At 57.4% G+C, this 24,688-nt stretch carries 23 protein-coding genes and 1 tRNA gene; 9 read left to right on the plus strand and 15 right to left on the minus strand.

Annotated elements, in window-relative coordinates; genetic code table 11:
* Positions 1–26 precede the first annotated feature (26 nt).
* The gene (locus ACR0LL_RS08765; protein WP_480585780.1) at positions 27–3,623 is read right to left on the minus strand and encodes an adenylate/guanylate cyclase domain-containing protein; all 3,597 of its coding nucleotides are present in this window, start codon (positions 3,621–3,623) and stop codon (positions 27–29) included.
* A 540-nt stretch (positions 3,624–4,163) separates the two neighbouring features.
* Positions 4,164–5,168 (minus strand): helix-turn-helix domain-containing protein, encoded by a 1,005-nt coding sequence (locus ACR0LL_RS08770; protein ID WP_480585783.1) that lies wholly within the window; start codon positions 5,166–5,168, stop codon positions 4,164–4,166.
* A 127-nt stretch (positions 5,169–5,295) separates the two neighbouring features.
* Here ACR0LL_RS08770 and ACR0LL_RS08775 point away from each other — a divergent pair, with 127 nt between their 5' ends.
* The 3 genes from ACR0LL_RS08775 (at position 5,296) to ACR0LL_RS08785 (ending at position 8,674) form a co-directional block, all read left to right on the plus strand.
* A complete protein-coding gene (locus ACR0LL_RS08775) occupies positions 5,296–6,708 on the plus strand; it encodes an amidohydrolase family protein (RefSeq protein ID WP_480585785.1) in 1,413 nt (470 codons plus the stop codon).
* A gap of 86 nt (positions 6,709–6,794) precedes the next feature.
* Positions 6,795–7,499, plus strand: coding sequence for a DUF3299 domain-containing protein (locus ACR0LL_RS08780; protein ID WP_480585788.1), 705 nt, complete (start codon positions 6,795–6,797; stop codon positions 7,497–7,499).
* The gene (locus ACR0LL_RS08785) at positions 7,496–8,674 is read left to right on the plus strand and encodes a carbohydrate porin (RefSeq protein WP_480585790.1); all 1,179 of its coding nucleotides are present in this window, start codon (positions 7,496–7,498) and stop codon (positions 8,672–8,674) included. The genes ACR0LL_RS08780 and ACR0LL_RS08785 overlap by 4 nt, the downstream gene beginning before the upstream one ends.
* 82 nt (positions 8,675–8,756) lie before the next feature.
* Here the strand turns inward: ACR0LL_RS08785 and ACR0LL_RS08790 are convergent, their stop codons facing one another.
* Together ACR0LL_RS08790 and ACR0LL_RS08795 are read right to left on the minus strand one after the other, a co-directional pair.
* A complete protein-coding gene (locus ACR0LL_RS08790; protein ID WP_480585793.1) occupies positions 8,757–9,401 on the minus strand; it encodes a tyrosine-type recombinase/integrase in 645 nt (214 codons plus the stop codon).
* A gap of 307 nt (positions 9,402–9,708) precedes the next feature.
* Positions 9,709–9,784 (minus strand) — tRNA-Val (locus ACR0LL_RS08795).
* Positions 9,785–10,027: 243 nt separating this feature from the next.
* On the opposite strand from ACR0LL_RS08795, the gene modA reads away from it, so the two are divergent.
* Genes modA through modC form a run of 3 tightly spaced genes read left to right on the plus strand, consistent with a single transcriptional unit; the run spans position 10,028 to position 12,602 of the window.
* Positions 10,028–10,807 (plus strand): molybdate ABC transporter substrate-binding protein, encoded by a 780-nt coding sequence (gene modA, locus ACR0LL_RS08800; RefSeq protein ID WP_480585796.1) that lies wholly within the window; start codon positions 10,028–10,030, stop codon positions 10,805–10,807.
* 5 nt (positions 10,808–10,812) lie between these two features.
* On the plus strand, positions 10,813–11,505 hold the full coding sequence (modB, locus tag ACR0LL_RS08805) for a molybdate ABC transporter permease subunit (protein ID WP_480585799.1): 693 nt from the start codon (positions 10,813–10,815) through the stop codon (positions 11,503–11,505).
* Positions 11,502–12,602, plus strand: a complete 1,101-nt coding sequence (gene modC / locus ACR0LL_RS08810) for a molybdenum ABC transporter ATP-binding protein (RefSeq protein ID WP_480585802.1) — start codon at positions 11,502–11,504, stop codon at positions 12,600–12,602. Before modB ends, modC begins: the two co-directional genes overlap by 4 nt.
* A 2-nt stretch (positions 12,603–12,604) precedes the next feature.
* On the opposite strand, the gene ACR0LL_RS08815 is transcribed toward modC, so the two are convergent.
* Positions 12,605–13,531 (minus strand): Hint domain-containing protein, encoded by a 927-nt coding sequence (locus ACR0LL_RS08815; protein WP_480585805.1) that lies wholly within the window; start codon positions 13,529–13,531, stop codon positions 12,605–12,607.
* Positions 13,532–14,044, minus strand: a complete 513-nt coding sequence (locus ACR0LL_RS08820) for a toxin-activating lysine-acyltransferase (protein WP_480585806.1) — start codon at positions 14,042–14,044, stop codon at positions 13,532–13,534.
* 182 nt (positions 14,045–14,226) lie between these two features.
* Here ACR0LL_RS08820 and ACR0LL_RS08825 point away from each other — a divergent pair, with 182 nt between their 5' ends.
* The gene (locus ACR0LL_RS08825; RefSeq protein ID WP_480585809.1) at positions 14,227–14,634 is read left to right on the plus strand and encodes a hypothetical protein; all 408 of its coding nucleotides are present in this window, start codon (positions 14,227–14,229) and stop codon (positions 14,632–14,634) included.
* Between the two features lie 3 nt (positions 14,635–14,637).
* Here ACR0LL_RS08825 and hemF read toward each other — a convergent pair whose 3' ends face one another.
* From hemF to clpS, 4 genes are read right to left on the minus strand one after another with little or no spacing between them, the layout of a single operon-like run.
* A complete protein-coding gene (gene hemF, locus ACR0LL_RS08830; protein WP_480585811.1) occupies positions 14,638–15,522 on the minus strand; it encodes an oxygen-dependent coproporphyrinogen oxidase in 885 nt (294 codons plus the stop codon).
* Positions 15,523–15,527: 5 nt separating this feature from the next.
* Positions 15,528–16,328: an SDR family NAD(P)-dependent oxidoreductase gene (locus tag ACR0LL_RS08835; RefSeq protein ID WP_480585814.1), complete on the minus strand. Its 801-nt coding sequence runs from the start codon at positions 16,326–16,328 to the stop codon at positions 15,528–15,530.
* A gap of 37 nt (positions 16,329–16,365) precedes the next feature.
* Entirely contained in the window at positions 16,366–17,331 is a 966-nt protein-coding gene (locus ACR0LL_RS08840; protein WP_480585817.1) for a class I SAM-dependent methyltransferase, read from the minus strand.
* Positions 17,332–17,375: 44 nt separating this feature from the next.
* A complete protein-coding gene (gene clpS / locus ACR0LL_RS08845; RefSeq protein ID WP_209598551.1) occupies positions 17,376–17,717 on the minus strand; it encodes an ATP-dependent Clp protease adapter ClpS in 342 nt (113 codons plus the stop codon).
* Positions 17,718–17,810: 93 nt separating this feature from the next.
* Here clpS and ACR0LL_RS08850 point away from each other — a divergent pair, with 93 nt between their 5' ends.
* Complete coding sequence (locus ACR0LL_RS08850) at positions 17,811–18,512, plus strand: HAD family hydrolase (RefSeq protein ID WP_480585820.1); 702 nt, start codon at positions 17,811–17,813, stop codon at positions 18,510–18,512.
* Between the two features lie 279 nt (positions 18,513–18,791).
* The gene (locus ACR0LL_RS08855; protein ID WP_480585823.1) at positions 18,792–20,186 is read left to right on the plus strand and encodes a D-alanyl-D-alanine carboxypeptidase family protein; all 1,395 of its coding nucleotides are present in this window, start codon (positions 18,792–18,794) and stop codon (positions 20,184–20,186) included.
* 55 nt (positions 20,187–20,241) lie between these two features.
* Here ACR0LL_RS08855 and ACR0LL_RS08860 read toward each other — a convergent pair whose 3' ends face one another.
* The 5 genes from ACR0LL_RS08860 to ACR0LL_RS08880 all read right to left on the minus strand — a co-directional run.
* Positions 20,242–21,489, minus strand: coding sequence for a hypothetical protein (locus tag ACR0LL_RS08860; protein ID WP_480585825.1), 1,248 nt, complete (start codon positions 21,487–21,489; stop codon positions 20,242–20,244).
* A 150-nt stretch (positions 21,490–21,639) separates the two neighbouring features.
* Positions 21,640–22,401, minus strand: coding sequence for a LamB/YcsF family protein (locus ACR0LL_RS08865; protein WP_480585827.1), 762 nt, complete (start codon positions 22,399–22,401; stop codon positions 21,640–21,642).
* 12 nt (positions 22,402–22,413) lie between these two features.
* The gene (locus ACR0LL_RS08870; protein WP_480585830.1) at positions 22,414–23,412 is read right to left on the minus strand and encodes a 5-oxoprolinase subunit C family protein; all 999 of its coding nucleotides are present in this window, start codon (positions 23,410–23,412) and stop codon (positions 22,414–22,416) included.
* Positions 23,409–24,158 carry a 5-oxoprolinase subunit B family protein gene (locus ACR0LL_RS08875; RefSeq protein ID WP_480585833.1) on the minus strand — a complete coding sequence of 250 codons (750 nt, stop codon included), beginning with the start codon at positions 24,156–24,158 and terminating at the stop codon, positions 23,409–23,411. The genes ACR0LL_RS08870 and ACR0LL_RS08875 overlap by 4 nt, the downstream gene beginning before the upstream one ends.
* 286 nt (positions 24,159–24,444) lie before the next feature.
* Positions 24,445–24,688 (minus strand): hypothetical protein (locus ACR0LL_RS08880; RefSeq protein ID WP_480585837.1); only part of this gene is annotated, 244 nt, incomplete at its 5' end.

Consider the following 24,688-nt stretch of genomic DNA (forward strand, 5'->3'; position numbering starts at 1 on the left):
TATGCCCCCCAAGCATTTTCCGGGCCTTAACTGGCTACCCCTTCGAGCTTTGACTTAAGGGAAACCATACTCAATTTCTGTGATATTGCCAACGCTTCCCCTTCCAGTTGAAACGCCAGTTCCAAATCGCTGGGGCGGCCCTGTTGTCTGAGTGCGGATGCATACGCTGCCTTGGAATGCGCAATCCATGGCGGGCAATTCATCCTCGTGTCAATCTCGATGGCTTTCCGGAACATCTTCCCGGCAATTTCCCAGTCTTTCAGCACCGTTGCCAGGTTCCCCAAGCGTCGGGCTGCGGCACCTGTGCAGACTGTGGTTGCCCCTGCGGTGATCGTCAGGTCCTCGTAGGGTTGCAGCATACCGTAAAGCGTCTGGGCATGATCCGGATGCCCGACTGCCACGCAGATGTCGGCAAGATAGGACAGTGTTGTTGAATACATGGCATCTGGCGGCAGGTCGAAGCCGTTTTCCGCCATTTCATTCAGTATTTTTTCGGCTGGTTCCGTGTACCCCAGTTCGGCTGCGATAAGGCCAAAACCTGGCTTCCACGAGATGTCTTCGGGGCTGTCGGTCATCAGTTTCTTGATCACAGGCGCAACCTCGTGCAGGCGGTTCTGCTCGCGGCGGATGGTGAACATCTGAACGCCGAAAACGCCCTCGACATGTTCGCCGTGCGTTTTTCGGCCGATCTTGACCGCTTCGGTGGCGTGCTTTTCAGCCTGAACAAAGTGGCCGTCCATGATTGCAACCATGGCGCGTGCGTGTTTCTGAATCCAATAGAGTTGCAGATGATTGTCCTTTTCGGAAATCGCTGTCAGCAATTCGAGTGAGTTGTCCATCAGGTCGCGGTCGGCCATTTCAGCACCGACAAACAGGCTGAGCGTCCGGTCGCGGCCCTGATCAATGGTGCCAAGCTTTTCTGCGACCCGATGCATGGCATCCAGGTTATCACGCCAATGGCGCGCCTCTCGCCCGTTGCGCGCGATGAATGGCGCCCCAAAATGCATCATCATTACCGAAAACTGGGATTTATGATCCCCAAGCTTTGCTGCCAGTTCCATGGATTGCTGACCAAAGCGGGTGCCTTCGGAAAACTGGCCGACAAACATATACGCCCGTGCTAGTTGGCTCATCAACCGGCACCGCCTGACTTCGTCACTGTCAGACAGGTCTTTCAGCGCCTTTTCACAAAGGTCAATGGCCTCGTGATGTCGCTTGCTTGTCATCATGCACGAGTCAGCAAAATGATTGGCTGCATCGGCTGACAACTGCACATCGTGGAGTTTCCGTGCAGCGTTGGATGCACTTTTCAGAACCGCCATCGCCTCGGACAACTGACCCTGGCTGTCATGGCTGCGGCCAACCAGGATCATGCCCCTGACCATTTCCGGGCTGGTTTCCGAGTTCAGCCGCTTAGCCGCTTTGAGCGTCTCCTGGGCATTGGTCATCGCTTCCTGGCTGGCTGACCGGGCCAATGCCATTTCCGCCGCAGCTTCCCATTTGTCGAATGCGGCGCGCCAATCTTCTGCTTCTGACAGATGGCGGGCCACCAGTTCGGGGCGGCGATCGATTTCAGCTGATCGCATCGCGATCAGTGCACGGGCAACGTTTGAATGTTGCTGCCTGCGGGTAGAGCTCAGCATGGATTGATATGCCGTATCGCGGATAAGGGCATGGCGGAACACAAAATGCCCGCGGTTGTTTCCGCTTTCAAAGATCAGTCCCGTTCGCGACAGTTCTTCGAGGCGAAGATTGATATCCGCGCGTTCCAGCCCCATGGCGGCCCTTAACAAATCTGGTTCAAATTCCCGCCCGATGACTGACCCCGTCAACGCGACCTGTTTGGCCTCGGGCGAAACTGCATCAAGCCGCGCCATCAAGGCGCCCTTCAGCGAGGATGGTATGCGGACTTGTCCCTGCTCATCAGCATTCACGATCGCCTGGGTCAATTCTTCGACAAACAGGGGCACACCGTCCGTTTTTTCGATGATCGTCGCGATCAAGGCATCGTCCGGGTCCTTGCCAGTGATATTTCGGACCAGATCCGAGACATCAACAGAACCGAACCGGCGCAGCAGGAGTGTTTGAACATGCGTGTCCCCGTCATCGCGGGCCAGGTCCCACCCAGGTCTGTGGGTCATCAGGATCATCAGGGGAAGATCGGTGCAAATCGCCTTGAACCGCTCCAGCAGGGCTTGCGTCGAGGGATCGATCCAATGTGCATCCTCAACACACAGAATAACCGGGCGCACGCCTGCCCGGACCTGCACCGTATGGATAAGGGTTTGGATCGTTATGTCGCGTTGCTCCTGCGGCGACATCTCGAGAACTTCACGAGCCGGCGCACTGCGCGGCGCAACCAGCGCTGCAAAGACAGGCAGAACCTGTTCCCAGTCCAGACCTTCCCGGCCTTCCAGCAGCTTCCTGACATGTTCCAGAATTTGATTGTCATCAAAATCCGGTTCAACACCCGCATCCTGTGAAATTCGCTGGGTGACGGGATGAAAGGGGCTGCTGGTCAGATAAGGAGAGCAGTTCAGCCTTATCACGTCGGCCTGCCCGGTTGCCGTGACATCTGCAAGAAACCCCTCAGTCAGGCGCGATTTTCCTATTCCCGCCTCACCCGACAGCAGAACGACCTCACCATGACCGCTTTGGGCGCGCTGCCACGATTGCAACAGGATCCCCTTTTCGTAATCCCGGCCGATCATGGTGCTGCTGGCGTCATCCTTATACGACGCGCGAAACCGGCTTTCCGCGCTGCGTTCCGATACGACCTTCAACAAGGTCCGAGGGTCTTTGAACCCTTTCAGCTGAGTTGGTCCAAGGGTCTCGAACTCGAATATCCGGTGCAAGGCGGCTTCGGTTTCTTCCGCAGACAAAACCACCGAGTTCGGCTGAGCGTGTTCCTGTATCCGCGCCGCAAGATTGACGGTCGGCCCGGTCATGGCACCTTCTTCATAAGAGTTTTCGCCGATAGTGTCGCCGACCACGACATCACCGCTGGCAATACCCAGCCTGGCCGACAAACGCTCGCCGTCAGGGGTGTTAAGCTCTTCAACGCGGCGGACGCACTCAAGCCCCGCCTTAATGGCGCGAATGGCGTGATCTTCATAGGCTGTTGGCCAACCGAAAAACACAAGAAGACCGTCGCCAAGGTATTTCGCGACATAGCCACCGTATCTGCTCACTGCCCCCGCGACGGTATCTTGATAGTTCTGTAGCAGATCCCGCATGTCTTCGGGATCAAAACGGTTGGTCAGCTCTGTCGAGCCGACCAGATCAGCGAACAACACTGTCAGATGACGCCGCTCAGCCGCAGGTGCGATGGGCTTTTTCGTTGGTGCAGCTTCACCATGCACATCATCAGCGGCGGATGGCTGAGTGTTCTCGCCGGTGGGCTCCCCTGCGGCAGGTGCTGATGAAGACAGGTGCCCAGAGCCAACCAAATCTTGAACCGCCGCAAGGATGATCTTCCGGTGACCAAAACTCACTCCTAGCTCTTTCAAGTCGTCACCCGTCAGCAGCGGCAGAACGCGCGCATCAATGTCGTTTTCCGCAAAAACATCTGCGTACTGACCCAGTCCGAGGTCGTTCAGCCACGTGTCCATTTCAACCGACATATCCGGATCATGCTGAGATACATCTCACTAATCAAGAAAACGCTATTTTCTCAGCCGGGCGATCAATGCGCAGCGGACGCAGTTTCACGCGCAGCACAGCAAAATGTGCCAGTCACGTAAGACCTTGATACATTGTGGGGAAAGGATGGTGGGTGATGAGAGACTCGAACTCCCGACATCTTCGGTGTAAACGAAGCGCTCTATCCTAATCCGCAGGTGCAACAAGGTGCTGTTTTCCACTGCCGCAACCAGCACTATCTTGGAGAGATGTCTAGTGTTGTCAGTGGCTTGAAGGTTGCACAATCTTCTGGACGTATCAAGATCATATGACATCTTCCTTAGATCAGGTCTGTCGCTGATCGAACTGAAACAAAGAGTTGGTGCAGCGGTGGCGCAGCGCTGTATGCACAGCCGCAGGGGCTATGGGGGCAATTGTCCCTCTGTGATCCTTAGATATGGGCACCAAAAAGAGTGTTGCAAATCCTTGTCGGCCCGCACTTGGTGTGTAGTGGAAAAGCAGTCCAAGTATTCGCAACGTAACTATACACCGAGACGGAACTTGGTCGGTGTTATTCCGGTTTGACCTCGGAAAAAGCGAGTGAAATGGGACTTGTCGGAGTAGCCGAGCATCAGGCCGATCTCCGCTATTGTCATCTTGTCTTCTCGGAGGTGCTTTTTAGCGACATCGACACGCAGTCGTTTGATCTCACGGGGTAGCGTCGTGCTTTGTTGCTGAAGCGCTTTCAGAAACCGTTCCGGCTGTATTCCCAGCAATCCAGCCACCCGCTCTGGTCCCAAATCGGTTTCGTCCAGTTTGTCGCGTAAGACAGATCGCAAAGCGGCCACCACGGTGACTTCTTCAGTCTGTCGAACCGAGGCAACGGGTTTGGCAGAGCACTCAGTGGCATGGTGCAGAAACAACCATTCCACCGGAAAACTAATTTGCATTCCGGGGTCGGTCCCAAGGCCGACTTCGATCCCTTTGTAGTCGACAGGCAGACCAGTAATATATCGGCTTTCCCAACGCACACGGGATGCCTCCCAGGCATCTCCGACGACGGTCTGCAAGAGGCGTACATAAATCGCGGCACCAAAACCGGTCACTTGAATGGGTGGGACAGCGGGTTCCTGTTGCCTCTCGATATGATAAGTCGCTTTGTTTGCTTCAATGATTAGGCTGTGCCGCACCGAATTTGACTCCTGCGGGACAAGCCCAACAAAGCGGGTAAAAAACTCGAACAGCGAGTTTGTTGATTGCAAGGCTTGAGCAAATGGAGGCCATTCCTGCAGGTCAAACTTCTCTCCTACATTCAGGCCAAGGTATCGATCCCCTGACACTTCTGAGAAGGCATTCAGCAAACCATAGACCAACTCTGAGTGAACGAACACGGATGGGTCGGACAACAGTTCGGCTTTCAAGCCGACCTGATCCAGTGCTGGTTGCGGATTGATCTTACGTTCGGTGAGATATTGCAGGAACGGAGCAGCTAAGGAGAGGCGAATAAAGCCCTCGCTATGCTCTTGAGAGGTTGAGTTGAAAGGCAAGCTCGTCACCCTTGTAAGGATCAGTAGTTTTGTTCAGTGGCCATTTTTACAATCACATTCGAACATCCTAATTCGAAAGTGGCAACCGAGCCAAGATTTTACAGACTACAGTTGGCAAAACACGAATATGAAGGGAGTACTTATGTCCGGTCTACGATTGTCCCTTTGCTCGACGGTAATTGTCGCTGCAATTATTTCCTTGTCGACGTCCGCGCAGGCTCAGGATCAAGAAGAACCCCAAACGCTGTTTACCAATGTGCATGTCTTCGATGGCGTGAATGAACAGCGTATCGAGAATGCCAGCGTATTGGTCGAGGGTAATCTGATTAAGGCCGTATCAACCGATGCGATCGATGCCCCCAATGCGACAGTCATTGATGGAGAAGGACGGACACTTACCCCCGGGTTTGTTGAACTGCACGCGCACCTCATGCTGATGGGGCCGACATTGCCCGCGATGGAGGCCAACACAACTTGGGAGGACTTTGCCATACACGGTGCTCGGATGGCCGAAATGTATTTGATGCAGGGTTTCACTACTGTCCGGGATGCTGGTGGCGCTAATGGCGGACTACGTCGGGCGATAGACTCGGGACAAATTGAGGGCCCCCGTTACTATCCATCCGGGGCGTTTATCGGAACACGCGGTGGTCATGCTGACTTCGCAAATTTTACAGCACCACCTGGTTCAGAGACAAACATGGGCCGGTTGAACATGGCTCAGGAGGTCAGTGGTGTTGATGACGTCTATAAATACGCACGTAACAATTTCCGTATGGGTGCGACGCAGATAAAATTCATGCAATCAGGTGGTGTCGTGTCGGCATTCGACCCTTGGCAGTTGCTAGCCGGGTCGCCCGAGGAAATAAGAGCCGCCGTGCAGGTGGCGAATGAATATGGCAGCTATGTCATGGCGCATTCCTATCGCAAGGAAGCAATCCTGAGTGCGCTCGACGCGGGTGTGATGTCAATAGAACATGGTTTTTCTTTTGATTGTGATATTGCTCAAGTCATGAATGAAAAAGGGGCATATATTACCACGAACCTGACAGCTTTCGATCCCGGTCTTCTCGACATTCCGGCGGTGGCTAACGTGCCCGCTAGCCTTGCCAAGGCAAAGTCTGCCTCGGACACATTTGCTGGCTATATCGACAATATGAAGGAATGCCCGGTGAAGCGAGGTTTCCAGACAGACTGTGTTGGGTCGGTAGAGGCGTGCAATATCCAGATTGCCTATGAAAAACACCTGAACAATGAGTTCTTCGGGCCCTATACGTCAATGGTCACGCTGACATCGACGGGTGGCGAGGTAGTCGCTCTGTCAGGTGACTTTATGAACCCGTATACCGCCGGGAAACTGGGCGTTATCGAGGAAGGAGCTTATGCGGATATCCTGTTAATCGACGGTAACCCACTTGAAGACTTCTCGGTTGTTGGCACAGGTGATCAGTGGTTCGGTGCCGATCCGAGGCCAGAAAGCCCAGATACGATCCGACTGATCATGAAGGATGGCGTCATCTATAAAAACACACTGGATTGACCTGTCTAAACAGCCGGAGAGTATTTATGCACCATTGGTTTCGCTACTTAGTATTTGCAGGGTTGGTTTGGTGTGGTCATCCTGTCATGGCGACGCAAGGAACCGCGTTGGACTGGTCTGACCTGCCTGACCCGTCCGCGCAGGTCTTTGAAGACCCCTATCGCGAACTTAGCGCCGAACAATTCGACGATGTCCTTTACGTCGTACGGCTGCGCGGCAGGTTACAGCAGGATAGTGGCAGCGAAGAAGAGAGGCAGAAATGGCGGGAGCTTCTGACCGAGACTGAGGATGCCTTGGCGGCTGATGGGATTGATGTCGACTGGCTACTCGATCAACGAGAGATTGTGACGGAACGGCGAAGAAAGGCTGGAACAAACGGAAATCCGCAATTCGATGGTCAAACAATCACACTGGCGGGCTTCGCCATTCCCGCTCCGAGCGATCCTGACGGACGACCTGTGGCCTATTTGGTGCCAGAACGCGGCATGTGTAGCCACATGCCTCCACCTCCGCCAAATCAGATGATCCGTGTGCGATTAAATGGCGATTGGACGCCCAGTTATTTTCATGAACCCGTAAAGGTAACGGGCACACTGAAGATTGATCCCACGGTGCAAAACATGATGGTCGTGGATGGCCTTATGCCCATGAGTGCTACCTTCCAGTTGGAGACGGAGAGCGTAGAGACTCTGGAAACGGAGGCAGACAGGCTGGAATGGAAACAGCGCGCCGCTGATCGCATCCGAGCGGCGGGCGATCGCAAGACTGGCGGGGCAAAGGCGTCTGAATGATAAGATTTCTGGTTGCCGCATTGAGTATTGCCTTTGCTGGCGCAGCGTCGGCTCAGGGACTATCCGGGCCATCTTCGGTCGAAGCTGATCTAGAGCCCGGAGATGGGCTAACCGATCCGCAATACCGTTCCGATTTTCCACGCAATATCGCTCCGGGTTGGTTCCAGTGGAAAGACCGACTGGCCGAGGGTGGGTTTCGGTTCAACATTGATTACTTGGCGTTGGGCCAATCCACGAATGCTGATCTGGGAACCGGCGAAGCGGCCAGTGGGATTGCGCGTTTCTACGGTAGTTGGCAGGCAACTGAACGCGGCTCTCTGACATTCAAGATCGAAGATCGGCACAGCTACACCGATGTCGCCCCACAGTTTTTGGGGTTGGATGGCGGAGCCCTTTCAATCACGGGAACAGCCTTCAACGATAATGGTCTGCTGCTAACCAATCTGTTCTGGACCCAAAGGGCCGAGAACGGTTCGTGGACGCTGCAAGTTGGCCAAATTGATGTAACGGACTTTGTGGATATCTATGGGTTGGTTAGCCCCTACAGTGGTTTCCAAAACCTGTCTTTCAATACCAACCCAACTATTAACACGCCCAATCAAGGCCTTGGCATCGCCGGTGGGGTAAAGCTGAGCGAAAACTTCTACGCTGTTGCGAGCGTCTCGGACGCAAACGCCGACCCGTCCGATCCAAACTTTGATGTGTTCAGCGATGGCAATCTCTTCAAGTCACTCGAACTTGGTTACACCTCCGGCTTTGATCGCATTTACTTCGACAATATTCACCTGACCCTTTGGCATGCGGATGCAGCCGACGATGGCAGCCGCCCTGAAGATTATGGGGCCGCGTTCTCAGCGGCTTGGTTTGTTGGCAATAAATGGATGCCATTCTTTCGGGCAGGGGCCTCAAAAGGGACAGCGGCGCTTTATGATCGGTCCGTTTCTGCGGGTCTTGGCTACTACGGTCGCAACACCGATTTGGCCGGGCTGGGCCTGAACTGGGCCGAGGCAAGGGGGATAGACGGTGACCAGTTCACGCTCGAAGCATTCTACCGTTTTTCAATCTCACCCGGACTGCAGATCACGCCATCACTGCAGTTCATTTCTGACCCGCTGCTGAACCCCACTCAGGATAGCATTACGCTGTTCGGTCTAAGAACCCGGATCGTTTTCTGACGGGTTCGAATGTGGCGCTAAAAACAAAGCAGTTAGGGAGGTTCTGTCATGCAGACCAGGTTGGCCGTAAGCGCTATCGCGATCACTCTAGGTTGCGCACTGCAAAGGCCAATCGCACAGAGTTACCAGACAGGGGCAAACAACGGTCGTCACCACGTGGTAGGTCCATCAATACGGCAACGGCATCCGGGCTGAGAGGCACTGTACGGGCGCGACCGTTTTTGGTTTGGGGCAAGAACACTGTCTGACGCTCAAGGTCTACATGCTTCCATTGTATCGACAGCAATTCCCCTCGGCGCATCCCGGTCGCCAAAGCAAGCGTCAGCAATGGCTTCATCAGCGGAGACCGAGCTTGGTTCACGGCACCCAACAAAGCCTGCCATTCTCCTTCCTGCAATCGCCTCTCGCGGCGGTTATCAATCTTTGGTCTTCGGACAGGCTTGACCGGGTTTCCTTGTGGCAGGTTCTGCCCCCAATCCTCACGGGCGACATCAAGGGCGTGCTGCAACCAACCCAGTTCCCTCACCACAGTCGCCGCCTTCATGGATTTAATGCGCTGGTCACGATAGTGGGCAAAGTCAGCGGATCGCAGCTTGCCGACCTGCCTGCTGGCTAACTTGGAGCATTTACGCAGGAACCCGTTGATTGCATAACTTTCATTGTCCGCGCACCGTTTCTCGCTCGTGATGTAATCTCGGTATTTTCGCAACACTTCACCAAGTGTCATATCGGATACGTTCACACTGAGGTCTGGGGTTAGCAATCCCCTGTCGGCGCTCAACTCCGTCTCACGAGCCCACTTCGTCGCATCAGCACGCTTTAGAAATGACTTGGATCGGGATTGCCCGTCCTTCCGAACCGTCGCCTGCCACTTTCCACTAGGCCGTTTTACGATTGTTGCCATGGCCCATATCTCCTGTGTTGGAGACATCTTTTCTGTCTAAGTGCAGCGGAGGCGCAGCGGACACAGTTTCACGCGTAGCACAGCAATAGGTGCTAGTCGCGTAAGAGCTTGATACATTGTGGGGAAAGTATGGTGGGTGATGAGAGACTCGAACTCCCGACATCTTCGGTGTAAACGAAGCGCTCTACCAACTGAGCTAATCACCCGTGACGCTGCATGTAGCCAAGCCAGCGGGCGGGCGCAAGAGGGTCTGTGAGATTTTTATTCCGCGATGGGTCGCGGATAGGAAATGCCGCTCTCAACGACGCCAGCCTCGGTGAGCATGGGCTTATGAGGCAGGTCTGCGTGGGTTTCAGGCGTGTGGTCTGGAAAAGATCAAAGGCGCTTGCAAGCGCCCTATGGCCTCCGATATGCCCGAAGAGACTGCAACTTTCCGGTCGGGAGCACACATGATCCTACCCTTCGCCTGCCGTATCTGGATGGTGGCACTGGTCCTTGGCGCATTTGTGCTGGCTCCGGTCCGGGCCGGGGCAGAAGGGGTTTTGGTTTTCGCCGCGGCCAGCCTCAAGACCGCTTTGGACGAAATCGCAAAGGAATACACAGAGCGGACGGGGCACGATGTCACCGTGTCTTACGCAGCGTCTTCGGTTCTGGCGCGGCAGATTCAGCAGGGTGCGCCTGCGGACGTGTTCATCTCGGCCAATGCCGACTGGATGGATTTTCTGGAACAGCAGGGCTTGTTGCAGCCGGGGACACGGTCGGATTTGCTGGGCAACAGTCTGGTTTTGATCGGCGTTGCGGGGCGTCCTGATCTGGGTGACATTCGGACGGTTCATGACCTCAGGGCCGAGCTGGGCGAAGGCTTTCTGGCCATGGCGCTGGTCGATGCGGTGCCCGCCGGTATCTACGGCAAGGCGGCTTTGCAGGGGCTGAACCAGTGGGAGGCGGTGCAGGACCGAGTGGCACAAACCGACAATGTGCGCGCTGCGCTGGCCCTTGTGGCAACGGGTGCTGCGCCTCTGGGGATCGTCTATCGATCGGATGCGCAGGCGGAACAGCGGGTCAGTGTTGTGGCCAGTTTTCCGACCGACCTGCACCCTCCGATCATCTATCCGGCGGCGATGACAGGTAATGCCACAGGTGCGGCGCGGGCTTTTCTGGATCATCTGCACAGCGATGCGGCTTTGGCTATTTTTCAGGAGCAGGGGTTTTCCCTGCCGGGCGGGTGATCGCGTTGGAGTGGTTGGGCCCCGCCGAAGTTGAAGCGCTGAAGCTGTCGCTGCGCGTGTCGTTCTGGGCGACGCTGGCGACCTTGCCGTTCGGCATTTTTGTTGCCTACATTCTGGCCCGCTGGCGGTTCCCCGGGCGGCAGGTTCTGAATGGTCTGGTGCATTTGCCTTTGATCCTGCCGCCGGTTGTGACGGGGTATCTGCTGTTGCTGACCTTCGGCATTCAGGGGCCGTTGGGGCGGTTCTTGGCCGAGTTCGGCATTGTGGTCGCCTTTCGCTGGACTGGGGCCGCGCTGGCCGCTGGTATCATGGCGTTTCCGCTGATGGTTCGGGCGATACGTCTGTCGATCGAGGCGGTGGACCCGAAGCTGGAACAGGCTGGGGCGACGCTGGGGGCGTCGCGGCCTATGGTGTTTCTGACCGTGACCTTGCCGATGATCCTGCCCGGTGTCATTGCCGGGGTCATTCTGGCCTTTGCAAAGGCCATGGGTGAGTTTGGGGCCACGATTACATTCGTGTCGAATATTCCGGGGCAGACGCAGACATTGCCATCGGCTGTTTACGCCTTTTTGCAGGTGCCGGGGGGCGAGGCTGCTGCAACGCGGCTGGTCCTGATCTCGATCATCATCGCCATGGGCGCGTTACTGCTGTCGGAATATGTGGGACGGCGCGCTGCCGCGCGGGTGGCCGGATCATGAGCCTGTCCGTTCGCTTGCATCATCAGCTGCCGGGGATCGATCTGGAGGTCAGTTTTGACGCGCCACCCGGTGTGACCGTGTTGTTTGGGCGTTCCGGGTCGGGCAAGACCACGATTGTCAACGCGGTGGCCGGATTGCTGCGGCCGCGCGCGGGCAGGGTGGCCGTGGATGACTGGGTGTTGTTTGACACCGAACGCGGGCATTGGCTGCCACCGCACCGGCGGCGGTTGGGCTACATCTTTCAGGAGGGGCGGTTATTCCCGCATCTGACCGTGCGCCAGAACCTTGCCTATGGCCGGTGGTTCGCCCCCAAAAGCGCGCGGCGGGAAGACCCGGAAAAGGTCATCGAGATGCTGGGGATCGGCCACCTTCTGAATCGCCGTCCAGCCGGGTTGTCAGGGGGCGAAAAACAGCGCGTGTCGATAGGCAGGGCGTTGCTGGCCAGCCCGCGGCTGATCCTTGCAGATGAACCGCTTGCGGCGCTGGACGAGGCCCGCAAGGCGGAGATCCTGCCCTATTTTGAGCGTCTCAGGGATGAGGTATCTGTCCCGATCCTGTATGTGACCCATTCAGCCGACGAGGTGGCCCGTCTGGCCACATCGGTTGTCGCTTTGCAGGATGGCAGGGTCGTCCGCCATGGCCCCGCGTCCGAGGTTCTGTCCGACCCGTCCGTGGCGCCTGCAGGTGTGCGCGCGGTTGGTGCCGTGCTGCAGGTGCAGGTGCTGGAGCACCACGCAGACGGGTTGACCGAGCTGAACGCAAATGGCGCGCGTCTGTTTCTGCCACGTATCGGGCAGGAGGTAGGCGCGCATCTGCGAATTCGCATTCCGGCGCAGGAGGTGATCCTGTCCGTCCAAAAACCCGAGGGTCTGTCGGCATTGAACGTGCTCAGCGGGACGGTCGACTCGATCCGGTCGGGCGAAGGTCCCGGCGCGATCGTGTCGGTCAGGACCCCGGCAGGTAATGTTCTGGCGCGGGTCACGCGCCGGTCGGTGGCGGCGTTGAACTTGCAGCCGGGCAGTACATGCCATGCCGTGATCAAGACGGTTGCGCTGGCCCCGCAGAATGTCGGCGGTCGCATCGGGACCGGCACCTGACCTCAGGCAAGCGCGCGGGCTTCGTGTTCCAGCAGGATAAGGCGCGCGGCGCGTCCAAACCCCTGATGGCCGGAGGAAGGACGGTCGGGAAATATTGCGGCCAGTTCCTGGAGCGCGTCGGATGAAAGGGTATGTAGCGCCTCTTCCCCCAGAAACAGGCTTTCCGCCTGTGCCCCGTCCGCCGAAAGGATTTCGTGCCGATCCAGCAGGATGTGCAGATACTCGACCGTTTCAACCAAGGTATCGAGCCCTATTCCGGGCCATCGGCACAGGTGCTTGGCGGCAACCAGTGCTTCGGTGGTTCCGAAAAGCAGCTCAACCCGGGGGCCCTTCACCAGAATACGGTGCTGCTGAGACACCAGCAGATCCCGCGAGGGTATGTTGGATCCCAGACTGCCTGCCGAGATGCGAACGGGCCACATTGCGGGTTCATTGCGTAATCGGTCGGGTGGGATCGTGCTGCTTTCGATCCAGCGAACAGGTTGCAACCCGTGATCGGCTGTCGCCACCTTATGACCGACCTTTAGGGTCTCGATGGCGCGGGGGCCGTTTTCGGCCTCGATCAGGGTTCCGGCTACGAAACACACGCCTTCGATCCTGATAACCACTTCGACCGGATCCGGAGAGCCGGTAAACGGAAGCGTGACAGGACCGTTTTGCGTTGTCCCTGAGACGCTGATGAAGAACGAGTCAAAAACTACTTCACCATTGTCGAGGCTGTCGAAATACGTCGGATCGACCGTATAGGTCCACTCTCCGGTATTTGGGTCGATCGTGGCTGTACCGTTGGCAGGGGGTGTCGCAATCGTCCAGGTTTGGGTCAGCGGTGTAAAGTTTCCGTTGTTCAGCGTGGGTTGCCCCATCGCCACATTGGGTGGGGACCCGGTCACGTCGCCGGTCAATTCACCAGTGATCGGAACTGAAACCAACTAGACCTCGCCTTGTTGCAACACCCGTTCAAATTCCTTCTTTCGGTACAGGCGCAAATGAACCTCGCCTGCTGCGTCCCGCGTCCATTCGACAATCCGGTTGCGTGTCATGTCGCTGTCCATTCGGTTGGTGCGCACGCGCGGATGCGGGATCTCTTGCTTGAGGATATCAACAATCTGGCTGGTCTGTCCAAACGGCGCGACAAGGTCGATGATCCAGAAGGAGGACCCGCTGGTAAAATCCTTGTCCATCAGCGGATTTTCTTTCACCGCATAGCGATACTCGGCCTCGGGGCTGAGACCGGCAAAAGTGACAAATCCGCGGGGAAAGCCATTCTGCCTGAAGATCTGGTATTGGCCCAGCCGAAACGGGGTTTCAAACGCATAAAGAACTTGTGCCAGATTACGTTTCTGGTGCGTTTTCGTCAGACCCGCGAGATAAAACATCGCACCCAGATCCGCATATTTCTCGGGCGGGAAATCGAACCAGTCTTTTGGAAAGCTCTTGGTCAACGGAATTGCCGATAGTTTGATGCGTTATAAATGCTTTCGGGTAGTGTACTCGTTTCCGGCGATATGAATAGTGGAAATTCCCCAAATAACTGTGCCCGCGCAGCTGGTGTGTCCCACTTTACTCGCAGGGTGTCGTGGTTATGCTATCGGTATTGGTGCCATTGTTTTGGGATATCTGGATCATGCGTTTTCTCAAGCCATTCATCACTGCCACACTTGTTTTAGCGCCAGCGGTGGCTGGGGCGGTGGGGTTCGGCCTGTCAGTCCGGCCGCAGTTCCGTACCGAGATCACGCCCTTGCCGAACGGCGTTTACGAGGTGAAGGCTGTCGGATCATCCGCGCCGGTCAATTATTGGTGCGGGATCGGAGATTATGCCATTCGCACACTGGGTGTTCCGAACTCGCAGAGGATTTATATCTGGCGGGCGTATGAGCCCGGCGTGCGAACGGTGCAGTTTTCCATGACCCCGCCGCCGGGGGCCGATACGAAACCCGGCTATTCGATCACGGTCAAGAAAGTCGGAGCAAACATGTCGGCGGTGTCGGCGCAGAACTATTGCTACGACAATTTCATCATGGACCCGTTCTGATCGTCAGACCCATTTTGCCATCGGAGGCAGGCTCATCAGAACGGCATCCGGGTCATGCCCGGTTTCCAGACCGAATTTTGTGCCCCGGTCATAGACAAGGTTGTATTCCGCATAAAGGCCGCGATGCACCAGTTGGGTGGTCTTGTCCGCCTCTGAGAAGCTCTGAACGCGGCGCTTTTCAACCAAGGGAAGGAAGGCGGGCAGAAAGGCCCTGCCAATATCCTGTGTCAGGGCAAAATCTGCCTGCCAGTCACCGGTGCAATAGTCGTCCATGAAGATCCCACCGACGCCACGCGCGCGTTTGCGGTGAGGGATATAGAAATATTCGTCAGCCCATTCCTTGAGACGCGGGTAATGGGCGGGTCCGTGCGGGTCCAGATGCGCCTTTTGCGTGGCGTGGAAGTGCGCGGTGTCCTCGTCATACTCGATGCAGGGGTTGAGGTCCGAACCGCCACCGAACCACCAGGCATGGGGGGTCCAGAACATGCGTGTGTTCATGTGGACCGCCGGGGAATGGGGGTTCTGCATATGGGCCACAAGGCTGATACCCGACGCCCAGAAGCGCGGGTCTTCGGTCATTCCGGGGATGCCTTTGCGCGCCGCCATCGCTTGTTGCGCACGTTCGCCCAGCGTGCCGTAGACAGTCGAGACATTGACACCGACCTTTTCAAACACACGCCCGCCGCGCATGACCGACATCAGCCCGCCGCCCGCGTCTGACCCATCGTTCGACTGGCGTTTGGTTTCCTTGACCTCGAACCGACCGGGTGCGGCATCGGCAAACGGCCCGTCGGTGTGGCTGTCTTCAAGGGCTTCGAACGCTGCAACGATGTCATCGCGCAATTGGCGAAACCAGGCGGAGGCGGTAGATTTTTCTGTTTCGAACATGGGTCTTAATGTGCAGGGGCTGCGACCGGGTCAAGCAGGGTACGGCCACCATCGATTGTCAGGATCTGTCCGGTGACGAAACCAGCTGCATCAGACGCAAGATATTGCGCGGTTTCCGTCAGTTCCGTGGCCGAGGCGATACGGGCCAGAGGGGTGTGCTTTTCGATATCGACACGGTAGTCGCGGTTGTCCTTGAGGGTCGATTGCAGCGATGCGCTCATGACCGAACCCAGCGCAATCGAGTTGACGCGGATACGTTTCGGAGCCAGCGCAACCGCAAGGGACCGGGTCAGCTGATCCAGCGCTGCGGTCGAGACGGAATAGGCCATCAGATCGGGGTGGGTCCGTCGGGCCGCGATCGAGGACAGGTTGATGATCGTCCCCGCCGGGTTTTCGACATCGCCGTCGGCCTGTTTGATCATGCGCTTTGCAACCAGCTGGCTGAGCCGCAGGGCGGGCATCAGGTTCTGGTTCAGCAGGGTGCGCATCGAATCGTCATCCGGATCCAGCGGATCAGACGGGATCACCTGCCGTGCGCCGTTGACCAGAATATCCACCTGGTCGAACGCATCCAGCGTCGCAGATAACAGGTTGGCTATGGTCAGCTTTTCGCGCAGATCGCCCGCAAAGTACCGGATATTGCTGCCTTCGGCGTGTTCTCCAAGCTCGTCGATCAGGCGTTTTTCATCTATGTCGGCAAACATGACATTTGCGCCCGCATCCGCGAAATGCCGCCCGATGGCCAGGCCGATGCCACTGGCCCCGCCCGTTACGATTGCTGTCTTGCCAGCGATGGAAAAGGACATCCGAATCCTCCTGAATTGGGGCGCAGGTTAACGGGCCTTAACGCCGAGGGCGAGAGGCCTGGAATACCTTGAACCGGTTGTCGCCGGCAATTTCACCGACCTGAGCGAAATGTTCGTTCAGTGTAGCTTCGTAAGGAAGGTGCCGGTTGGCGACCATCCAAAGGGTTCCGTTGCGTGTCAGATTGCGGGCGGCGGAGGTTATAAACCCTTGCCCCAAGGCGGGATCTGCGCTGCGTGACGTGTGAAATGGCGGGTTCATCACAACGGTGTCGATAGGTTCCGGGGCGGTCCAGGATACGGCATCGCTCCAGTGGAAATGCGCCTGGGATTGAGTGACATTAAGCCGCGCGCAGGTCAGGGACGCATGGTCAGCTTCGACCAGATGCAGCGAGGTTATCCCGCCGCGCTTCAGGATTTCCGCAGACAGATACCCCCATCCCGCACCCAGATCGGCCACGCAGGGGCCAAGCCGGTCAGGCAGAGTCTTCAGCAACAGGGCTGAGGCGGGATCAATCCCGTCCGCTGAAAACACACCCGGTGCCGTGTGGTATCCGCCAACCATCTGCTGTTTCGGCGCAGCCCAGTCAGCAAAGGCCAGATCATCGGCCTGAAACCAGAAAATCTTGCCATGTGCTTTGGAAAGCGGTCCCTCGACCGGAACCCGCTTGCGCACATCCTTCAATATGCTGTCCACACCATCGGTCTTGGCACCGTCGACGACAACCAGGCCGCTCGCCCGCGCACAGGCCTGATGAATGAGCGACCGGGCCAGTGCCTTGGCGCGGGGCAGAAAGACAATGGCATCCTGACAGGGGCCATCTGCGTCGGGAACCGTTTCAAAACCCTGCGCGGCGAAATGGTCGTGAAATGGTTTGAAGGGCTGCACAACTTGTGCGCCGCCCGCCAGCGCAGACAGATCATGGTCGGGCGTGGGGCAGATCACGCTAAGAGGGGGGGACAGCGTCAGGCCGTTTTGCAGGGCAAGTTCCAGACGAGGGGACATGGGCAATTCCGGCTGAGAGAGGCGCGCGCGTCAGGCCAAAGGCCTTACTCTTCGCGTTCCATTGTGCATTGCAAAGGGTGCTGGTGCCTGCGGGCAAAATCCATCACCTGACCAACTTTGGTCTCGGCAATTTCGTGGCTGAAAACACCGACTACGGCCACGCCTTTCTTGTGAACGGTCAGCATGATCTCGAACGCCTGCGCATGGGTCATGCCGAAGAAGCGTTCAAGCACATGCACCACAAACTCCATCGGTGTATAATCGTCGTTCAGCAACAGGACCTTGTATAAAGGTGGACGCTTGGTTTTTGGGCGTGTCTGTACCAGGACGGACGCGTCACTGTCGTCGTCCGGCTTGTCAGACATCATCCAGATCATTTCAAGCATCGTGTGCAACTGTCCGATTCAGGCTTGGGGTTTATCTTGGCGCTTATATAACGTGTGCATGGCCAGTGAAAAGAGCAAGCGGACGTAAACGGGATGACGACCAAGCTGACGACAATCGGGTTTGATGCAGACGACACCCTTTGGCATAACGAACGGTTTTTTCAGATGACGCAGGCTCGTTTTGCTGAACTCTTGGCCGATCATGCTGATCGTGATCACCTGATGGACCGTCTTCTTGCGGCAGAAAAACGCAACATTCAGCGCTATGGGTACGGCATCAAAGGATTTGTTCTGTCGATGATCGAAACGGCGATCGAAGTTACCGAAAGCCGCGTTCCGGCCTGGGTCATCCGGCAGCTGATCGAAGCGGGGCAAGAGATGCTGGCCCATCCGATCGAGCTGTTGCCCCATGCCCGCGAGGCAGTCGAAGGTGTTGCCGATGCGTATCAGGTTATCCTGATCACCAAGGGCGACTTGATCGATCAGGAACGCAAACTGGCCCAGTCCGGGCTGGGTGATCTGTTCGATGGTGTGGAAATCGTTTCCGAAAAGACGCCCGAAACCTATCGGTTCGTGTTCGACCGTCATGGTGATGGCCCGACTGCCGCAATGATGATCGGCAATTCGATGCGGTCAGATGTCGTGGCCCCGATTCAGGCCGGGTGCTGGGGTGTCTACGTGCCCCACGGTCTGGTCTGGGAGGTGGAACATGTCGAAGCCCCGGTCGAAAGCCCCCGATTCCGCGAGTTAAGGGATTTGGGTGATCTGGCCGATCTGCTGCGCGACCTGAAGTGATGTTGCCTTTTCGCCTCAGTTTCACATAAACCCCGCCGCATCCGGGCGTAGTTTTGCCTTTATCGCGCATCTGGTGGTTCTGAGGGGGAAATTCGCAAGATATAGCCTCTGCCCAGACGCAAAACGAAACTGCGAAAACCTCAGCTTTCGGTTTATTTCATTGGGTAGCTGTGGTAGCCTTGGGGGCAATAAAATAAATTTTGCTGACCGGGAAAACCCGGCAGCGCGAGGCAGACAGAGGCAAAGATCGTGCAGATTCGGCGGACAGTTCCGGCCCGAATGGGCTTTTTCCTTATAGCGTTGCTATGTGTGCTGGCGTTTGCGCCGCTCAGGTCCATAGCGGCGCCTTATGCGGCTATGGTGATTGACGCCCGAACTGGCGAGGTGCTGCATTCACGAAATGCGGATGCGCGGCTGCACCCGGCCTCGCTGACCAAGATGATGACGCTCTACATTGCGTTTGAGGCGGTGCGAAACGGCGAAATCACACTGGATACACCCGTTCGGATTACCCAGAAGGCAGCCGCAGAGCCCCCGTCGAAGCTGGGCCTGCGCGCGGGCCAGACGATTGCGTTCCGCTATCTGATCCGCGCCGCTGCGGTAAAATCGGCCAACGACGCCGCCACGGCGATCGGCATTGCCATCAGTGGCTCGGAAGCGGCCTTTGCCCGCCGTATGACCCGAACCGCCAAAGCGATGGGGATGAGCCGCACGACCTTCAAGAATGCGCATGGTCTGACTGAGGCAGGGCACCTGTCCAGCGCGCGCGACATGACCACGCTGGGACGGCATCTGCTGTATGATTACCCGCAGTATTATAACCTGTTCTCGCGTCAATCGACGGATGCCGGTATCAAGACTGTTCCCAACACCAACCGCCGCCTGCTGGCTGCCTACAAAGGCGCGGACGGGATCAAGACCGGATACACACGTGCGGCGGGGTTCAACCTGGTGGCGTCGGCCAAACGCAAGGATGAGCGTATCATCGCAACTGTCTTTGGCGGTAAATCCGGGGCGTCGCGGAATGCCAAGGTTGCGGAATTGCTGGATCTGGGGTTTCGCCGTGCCCCGTCTCGTGCACCTATCCGCAAACCTGAGCGCCCGGTCTATGCGGGCAATGTCGGGTTGGGGGGCGATACCCTAGTTGCAGCGCTGAGCGGAGCACCGAAATCCAGCCTGCGCCCGCTTGGGCGCCCGAGTGCCACAACACAGGTTGCAAGTGCGGTCGCGGTCGTGGCGGACCAGAACAGCGACCGTATCAGCAGCGGCATTGCCGCAGCGATTGCCGAAGCGGATGTTGCCCCAACCGCCCCACCGGTTGAAACGTCCGACACCCGCCCTGCATTGCGCCCGGACAATCTGGTGCTGGCCTCGACCGAGCCCGCCAGCCCACCAGAGCCCGAGCAGGAAGTGATTACCCGCCTGTCCTCGTCCGGTGGGCATCTGTGGGGGGTCAATGTGGGCCGCTACACCACACGATATGAGGCCGAGAAGATCCTGCTGAAAACGGCGCTGTCGGAAATGACCACGCTGGATGGCAGTCTGCGCAAGGTCAGTCAGAGCTCGCGAGGCTTTGATGCGACATTCCAGGGCATGACGCGGGAACAGGCCGATCTGGCGTGTCGCCGTCTGCAAGCCCGCAATGTCACCTGTTTCATGATCGGGCCATCATAAGGTCCGGCATAATCTCTCCTGTTGGGTCTGGGCTGCGGTAATCCGCGGCCCTTTTTTAATCGAAGACGTGACCGTGCTGATATTGCTCGTCCTGTCCCGCGGCGGCGGTCAGGGCGGCGACATTGTCCTTGGTGAAGAACCCGTCATACTTGTGACACCGCTCGATATATTCGGTGATCAGAAGCGTATTCTTCGAGTGTTTCGAGAAAATCTGTTTCAGGTTCGGGTCGTCTTTGCATTCACCCACCACATGGGCCAGGAACGGCACGCCCTTGTCCTTCAGCGTGTTCACGACAAAGTCGACATTCTTTTCCCCGGCGCCATGGTCGCCATCCTTGATCTCGACGGCCATGTGATGCAGGCGGCGGCCAAAATTGCGCACAAAATCCTCGGTCGGCATCGGCAGCTTGGCGAATGAGTTGACGAAGGACGGCGTGTTGTTGGCGGTGAAAACCTTGGCCGGAGATTTCTTGTCATCGTCCACATTGGCGTTGCGGTTCACATTGGTGGACGAGTTCATGTCGAAGATATTGTAGGCCCCCCAGAAATAGTAGGGCACCATGGTCAGGAATTCGAGGATCGCATCCTCGCGCTCACCCGCCAGCACGCGGGTCGCCAGATGATCGATGCCCAGCATCAATGGCGCGATTTTGCTGTCCGACCCGAACGCGGCTGCCTGATCCAGCCGGGCCTGTTCCGCGTCGCTCAATAACACGCGATCACCAAGACCGAGGCTGTCTGTGTCGTTGAAATCATGTGTCGAATACCCGACCCGGTTGCAGGTGAAATCCGACGGGGTCGTAAAGCGGAAGCCGTCCAATGTGTAGAACGGGTTTTCTGTGTCTCCCGCATATTCGAAGCGGATATTCTGATCCTCAAGCGTCCCGGTCAGCGCCTTCAGATCGCTGGCGCCGAAAACCTCGCCAACATACCGCGTTTGCGGCGTATTGCGGGCCAGCGGGTACATGCGATTGATGCGGGGGATGAAGTCTTCGAAACCGGGGCTGAGCGGGGCCATCACGATCAGCGCGGGATAATCGGGATGCGAATGCAGGACCGAAAATTTGTGGGTCTGCCCCAGATAGCTGGCGGTGTGGCGATAGGGTGTCATCACGTAAAGCTCGACCAGCGTATCGAACAGCGCGCCGGTTTCGACCTGCATACAGATCGCGCGCATTGGCCCGACCTGATCGGCAATTCCCGAGCTTGTCCGGCGCTCGTAGATTTTCGGCAGGTATTCCGCAAAGAAGTCCGAGTTCTTCTTGTCGCCTCGGGGTTGATAGGACATCAGATCAAAGGACATTCGACTACCTCCGTGCACGAAGCCCTGACTGCAGCAAGGCATCGCTTGAAACTGTGGTTTTCAGAACATGTGCTTGCCCGCCATGCTAGGTGCTGAGACCTGTGCGGGCAACAACTGAGAATCTGGGTCTCCGACGTTAACGCATGATGTTCAGCGGGTGAATTTCGTCACCTCGACACTTCCCCCGATCAGGTTTTCACGAACTGAGCGGGCAATCTGAACGGCAGTTGGTCCATCCCCGTGCAGGCAGATCGTGTCGATGGACGTTTCCAGTCGCTTGCCGCTTTCGGTGATGATCGCACCTTCGCGGACCATGTTCAGGATGCGAGGTCCGGCGACGTCGGCGTCGTGGATGACGGCGCCGGGCAGGCTGCGATCAACCAGTGTTCCGTCGTCGTTATATGCACGGTCGGCGAAAATCTCGCCCACCCATTTGCACCCGAGCTCACGCACGGCTGCTTCCTGTTTTGTCGCGGCCAGCACCATGACGATGATATCGGGATCAACATCCAATGCGCCCTGATAACAGGCGCGCGCCATATTGATATCGGCTGAACACATATTGGCCAGCGCCCCGTGCAGTTTCAGGTGCCGTACCTTGGTGCCAACCGCCGCGGCCATGCCGATTGCGGCCCCCAACTGATACCGGACCAGATTGCGCAGGTTGTCATGGGGCAGCTTCATGTTCCGCCGGCCAAACCCCTGCAGATCGGGAAAGCCGGGATGCGCGCCGATGCCTACGTCGTTTTCGGCCGCCAGTTTCATCGTTGATGCCATCACATCCGGGTCACCGGCATGAAACCCACAGGCGATGTTGGCCGAGGTGATGATTTTCAACAGGCTTTCGTCATCGCCCATTTTCCAGGGGCCAAAGCTTTCCCCCATATCGGCATTCAGATCGACGCTTGGCATTGGCACATCTCCTTAGTCGGTGGCAGAGATCACTCCGCCGATCAATTGGTAGGACAACAGGTCCGGTATGTCATGGGGATCACGCACCAGTGCCTCGACTTTTGAGGGCAGGCGCGCAAGGTCTGACAGGAACGCTTTGTGCATTTCTTCAGCCTGTTCCATGCTGACAAATTCGAACCGGATGTCGCCGCCTGCGGGTGTCTGTGCCGCGCGGGACATATCGCATGGCAGAACGGTCGCGATACGAGGGTACCCGCCCGTGGTCTGACATTCCGGCAACAGGATGAACGGGTCGCCAGTGCCGGTCATCTGGATATCGCCGGGGGTGATCACCTCGGACAGGATATTCAGCTGGCCCGAGGCAGCAAAGCCATCGCCGTCGCTATCTACCTGCATGCCCATCCGGTTGGCGCGTGCGCCGCGCCGGAAATTGGTTTGGGCAAACCGTTCAAGCGTCGCGCCGTCAAACAAAGATGTCTGAAAACTGGCAACCACATGCAGCACCCCGCCCGAAAACCGCTCGGCAGCAGCCAGTTTCATCCCGCTGTTGCCTGCATCCGGTCCACAGGTCAGCCTGTCACCCTGCTGTAACGCCCGGCCAATCCGCGCTGTCAGATGGGTGGAGCGGGACCCCAGAAAAACCTCGGCTTCGATGCCGCCGCCCAGATGCAGATAGCCATAGTTTCCAGCCAGCGTCGCCCCGATGACCAGCCTTTGCCCGGCGCTCAGTTGGTGCGAGGCGTTCCAGGCCACAGGGCTGCCATCAATGCTGGCTTGCATTTGTGCGCCAGTCAGGGCGATGCGCGTGTTATGCGTCGCCTCGAACTCGCCCCCCATCCCGGCCATCTCCAGCGCCGCAAGGTTCGGGCTCTGATCCAGCAACGCCGCCCCTTCGTGCAAGGCCAGAATGTCCGCAGCCCCGGACCGGGACAGCCCCTGATCCAGATAGCCTGTGCGCCCCTGATCCTGAATGGTGCAGGCCGGACCAATTCGGTGGACAATCAGGCTCATGGCGCGATCTCCTCACAGGTTGCGCCGCCTGTGCCGTCCTCGTTGTTGGCTCTGATGTGTTCCAGAACGTCGCGGGAAACGGGCTCGAACAACAGTTCATCGCCGGGTCTAAGGGTAAAGGCCTCGACCCTTTCGGGACGGAAACACCGAAAGGCGGTCTGCCCGATATGCCGCCACCCGGTTGGCGTCGGCCCGGAAAACAGAACAAATTGCGAGATCGCCAGAACCAAAGCTCCTTCCGGCACCATGGGGGTCAGGCTTTGCAGCCGGGGAATGTTGAACTCGGGTCCCAGAGGCCCAAGATAAGGCTGCCCCGGAGCGAAGCCGATGGTCAGAACCCGCACGCGGGACTGTCCAAGCCGACGTATTGCTTCTTCCGGCGACAGGCCGGCAGCAGCGGCGGCATCGTCAAGCTGGGGCGCAAGGTCGGTCCCGTAAACCGTCGGAACGCGCCACAACCTGCGACCCGCGGGCAGGGGTGTAGTGTACCAGTCCTTCTGCTCAACCAGATCCCGAAGCTTTTGCAGCATCTTCTGATGAGAGATGCGCTGCGTGTCGAACCGAACAAAGGCCGAGCCCAGGGAGGCTGACGATTCGGTCACCTCATCCCAGTGCAGACGATCGACTTCAGACCGAAACGCCAGCGCTGCCCGGTTCGCGGTGTCGGTCATCCTATCCGCAAAGGTCACCAGCGCGCCGTCAAATCCGACGGTTCTGACCAAAGGAAACTGAACATTGCGCGCCATTGCTGATCTGCTTTCGGATCGAAGAGTGAATTGGTGGAACCTGACCGCATCTTTAGGGGATGCGCAAGACAGGGCGTTCAATAGCAGACATCGTGCCTTTTGCGTCCACATCCCGGCAGGGAGCGACCCGCAATATAAGGCGTCCGGCGGTGGTGAGAGGATTTTGACCAGATTCTGGCCGCAGTTCCGACTCGTTTTCCCGTTTCGAGTCGCCCTGACTTGTATCTTGAAATCGCGGAGTCTCTATATCTTGTGTCGGCCCCTTTTGAACTACGGGGCTTGTCAGTCAGATCATGCCCAACAACACCCGGGCAGAAGGGTGTTGGCCAATTTTGATTGAGTGTAAGATATTGAAACAAATCAATAAACTAAGAAAATTCAAAAAAAAGACCAATAACGTCATTTTCCGCTTGCGGGTTTTGAGAGTAATACTTAGAACCCCCTTCACCGGCGCAGCTGAGGTTGGCCTGACGGACTGGAAAGACGGTTGAGACGCACCGGAGAGACGGTGGGCATCTGAGGTTGAGGTT

It is taken from the genome of Ruegeria sp. AI2 (assembly GCF_056541275.1).

Bases quoted from the DNA above. Each gene is read 5' to 3' on its own strand.
- ACR0LL_RS08765 (WP_480585780.1), bottom strand. From the start codon at position 3,623: ATGTCGGTTGAAATGGACACGTGGCTGAACGACCTCGGACTGGGTCAG.
- ACR0LL_RS08775 (WP_480585785.1), top strand. From the start codon at position 5,296: ATGAAGGGAGTACTTATGTCCGGTCTACGATTGTCCCTTTGCTCGACG.
- ACR0LL_RS08780 (WP_480585788.1), top strand. From the start codon at position 6,795: ATGGCGACGCAAGGAACCGCGTTGGACTGGTCTGACCTGCCTGACCCG.
- ACR0LL_RS08785 (WP_480585790.1), top strand. From the start codon at position 7,496: ATGATAAGATTTCTGGTTGCCGCATTGAGTATTGCCTTTGCTGGCGCA.
- ACR0LL_RS08790 (WP_480585793.1), bottom strand. From the start codon at position 9,401: ATGACACTTGGTGAAGTGTTGCGAAAATACCGAGATTACATCACGAGC.
- modA (WP_480585796.1), top strand. From the start codon at position 10,028: ATGATCCTACCCTTCGCCTGCCGTATCTGGATGGTGGCACTGGTCCTT.
- modC (WP_480585802.1), top strand. From the start codon at position 11,502: ATGAGCCTGTCCGTTCGCTTGCATCATCAGCTGCCGGGGATCGATCTG.
- ACR0LL_RS08825 (WP_480585809.1), top strand. From the start codon at position 14,227: ATGCGTTTTCTCAAGCCATTCATCACTGCCACACTTGTTTTAGCGCCA.
- hemF (WP_480585811.1), bottom strand. From the start codon at position 15,522: ATGTTCGAAACAGAAAAATCTACCGCCTCCGCCTGGTTTCGCCAATTG.
- ACR0LL_RS08835 (WP_480585814.1), bottom strand. From the start codon at position 16,328: ATGTCCTTTTCCATCGCTGGCAAGACAGCAATCGTAACGGGCGGGGCC.
- ACR0LL_RS08840 (WP_480585817.1), bottom strand. From the start codon at position 17,331: ATGTCCCCTCGTCTGGAACTTGCCCTGCAAAACGGCCTGACGCTGTCC.
- clpS (WP_209598551.1), bottom strand. From the start codon at position 17,717: ATGCTTGAAATGATCTGGATGATGTCTGACAAGCCGGACGACGACAGT.
- ACR0LL_RS08850 (WP_480585820.1), top strand. From the start codon at position 17,811: ATGACGACCAAGCTGACGACAATCGGGTTTGATGCAGACGACACCCTT.
- ACR0LL_RS08855 (WP_480585823.1), top strand. From the start codon at position 18,792: ATGGGCTTTTTCCTTATAGCGTTGCTATGTGTGCTGGCGTTTGCGCCG.
- ACR0LL_RS08860 (WP_480585825.1), bottom strand. From the start codon at position 21,489: ATGTCCTTTGATCTGATGTCCTATCAACCCCGAGGCGACAAGAAGAAC.
- ACR0LL_RS08865 (WP_480585827.1), bottom strand. From the start codon at position 22,401: ATGCCAAGCGTCGATCTGAATGCCGATATGGGGGAAAGCTTTGGCCCC.
- ACR0LL_RS08870 (WP_480585830.1), bottom strand. From the start codon at position 23,412: ATGAGCCTGATTGTCCACCGAATTGGTCCGGCCTGCACCATTCAGGAT.
- ACR0LL_RS08875 (WP_480585833.1), bottom strand. From the start codon at position 24,158: ATGGCGCGCAATGTTCAGTTTCCTTTGGTCAGAACCGTCGGATTTGAC.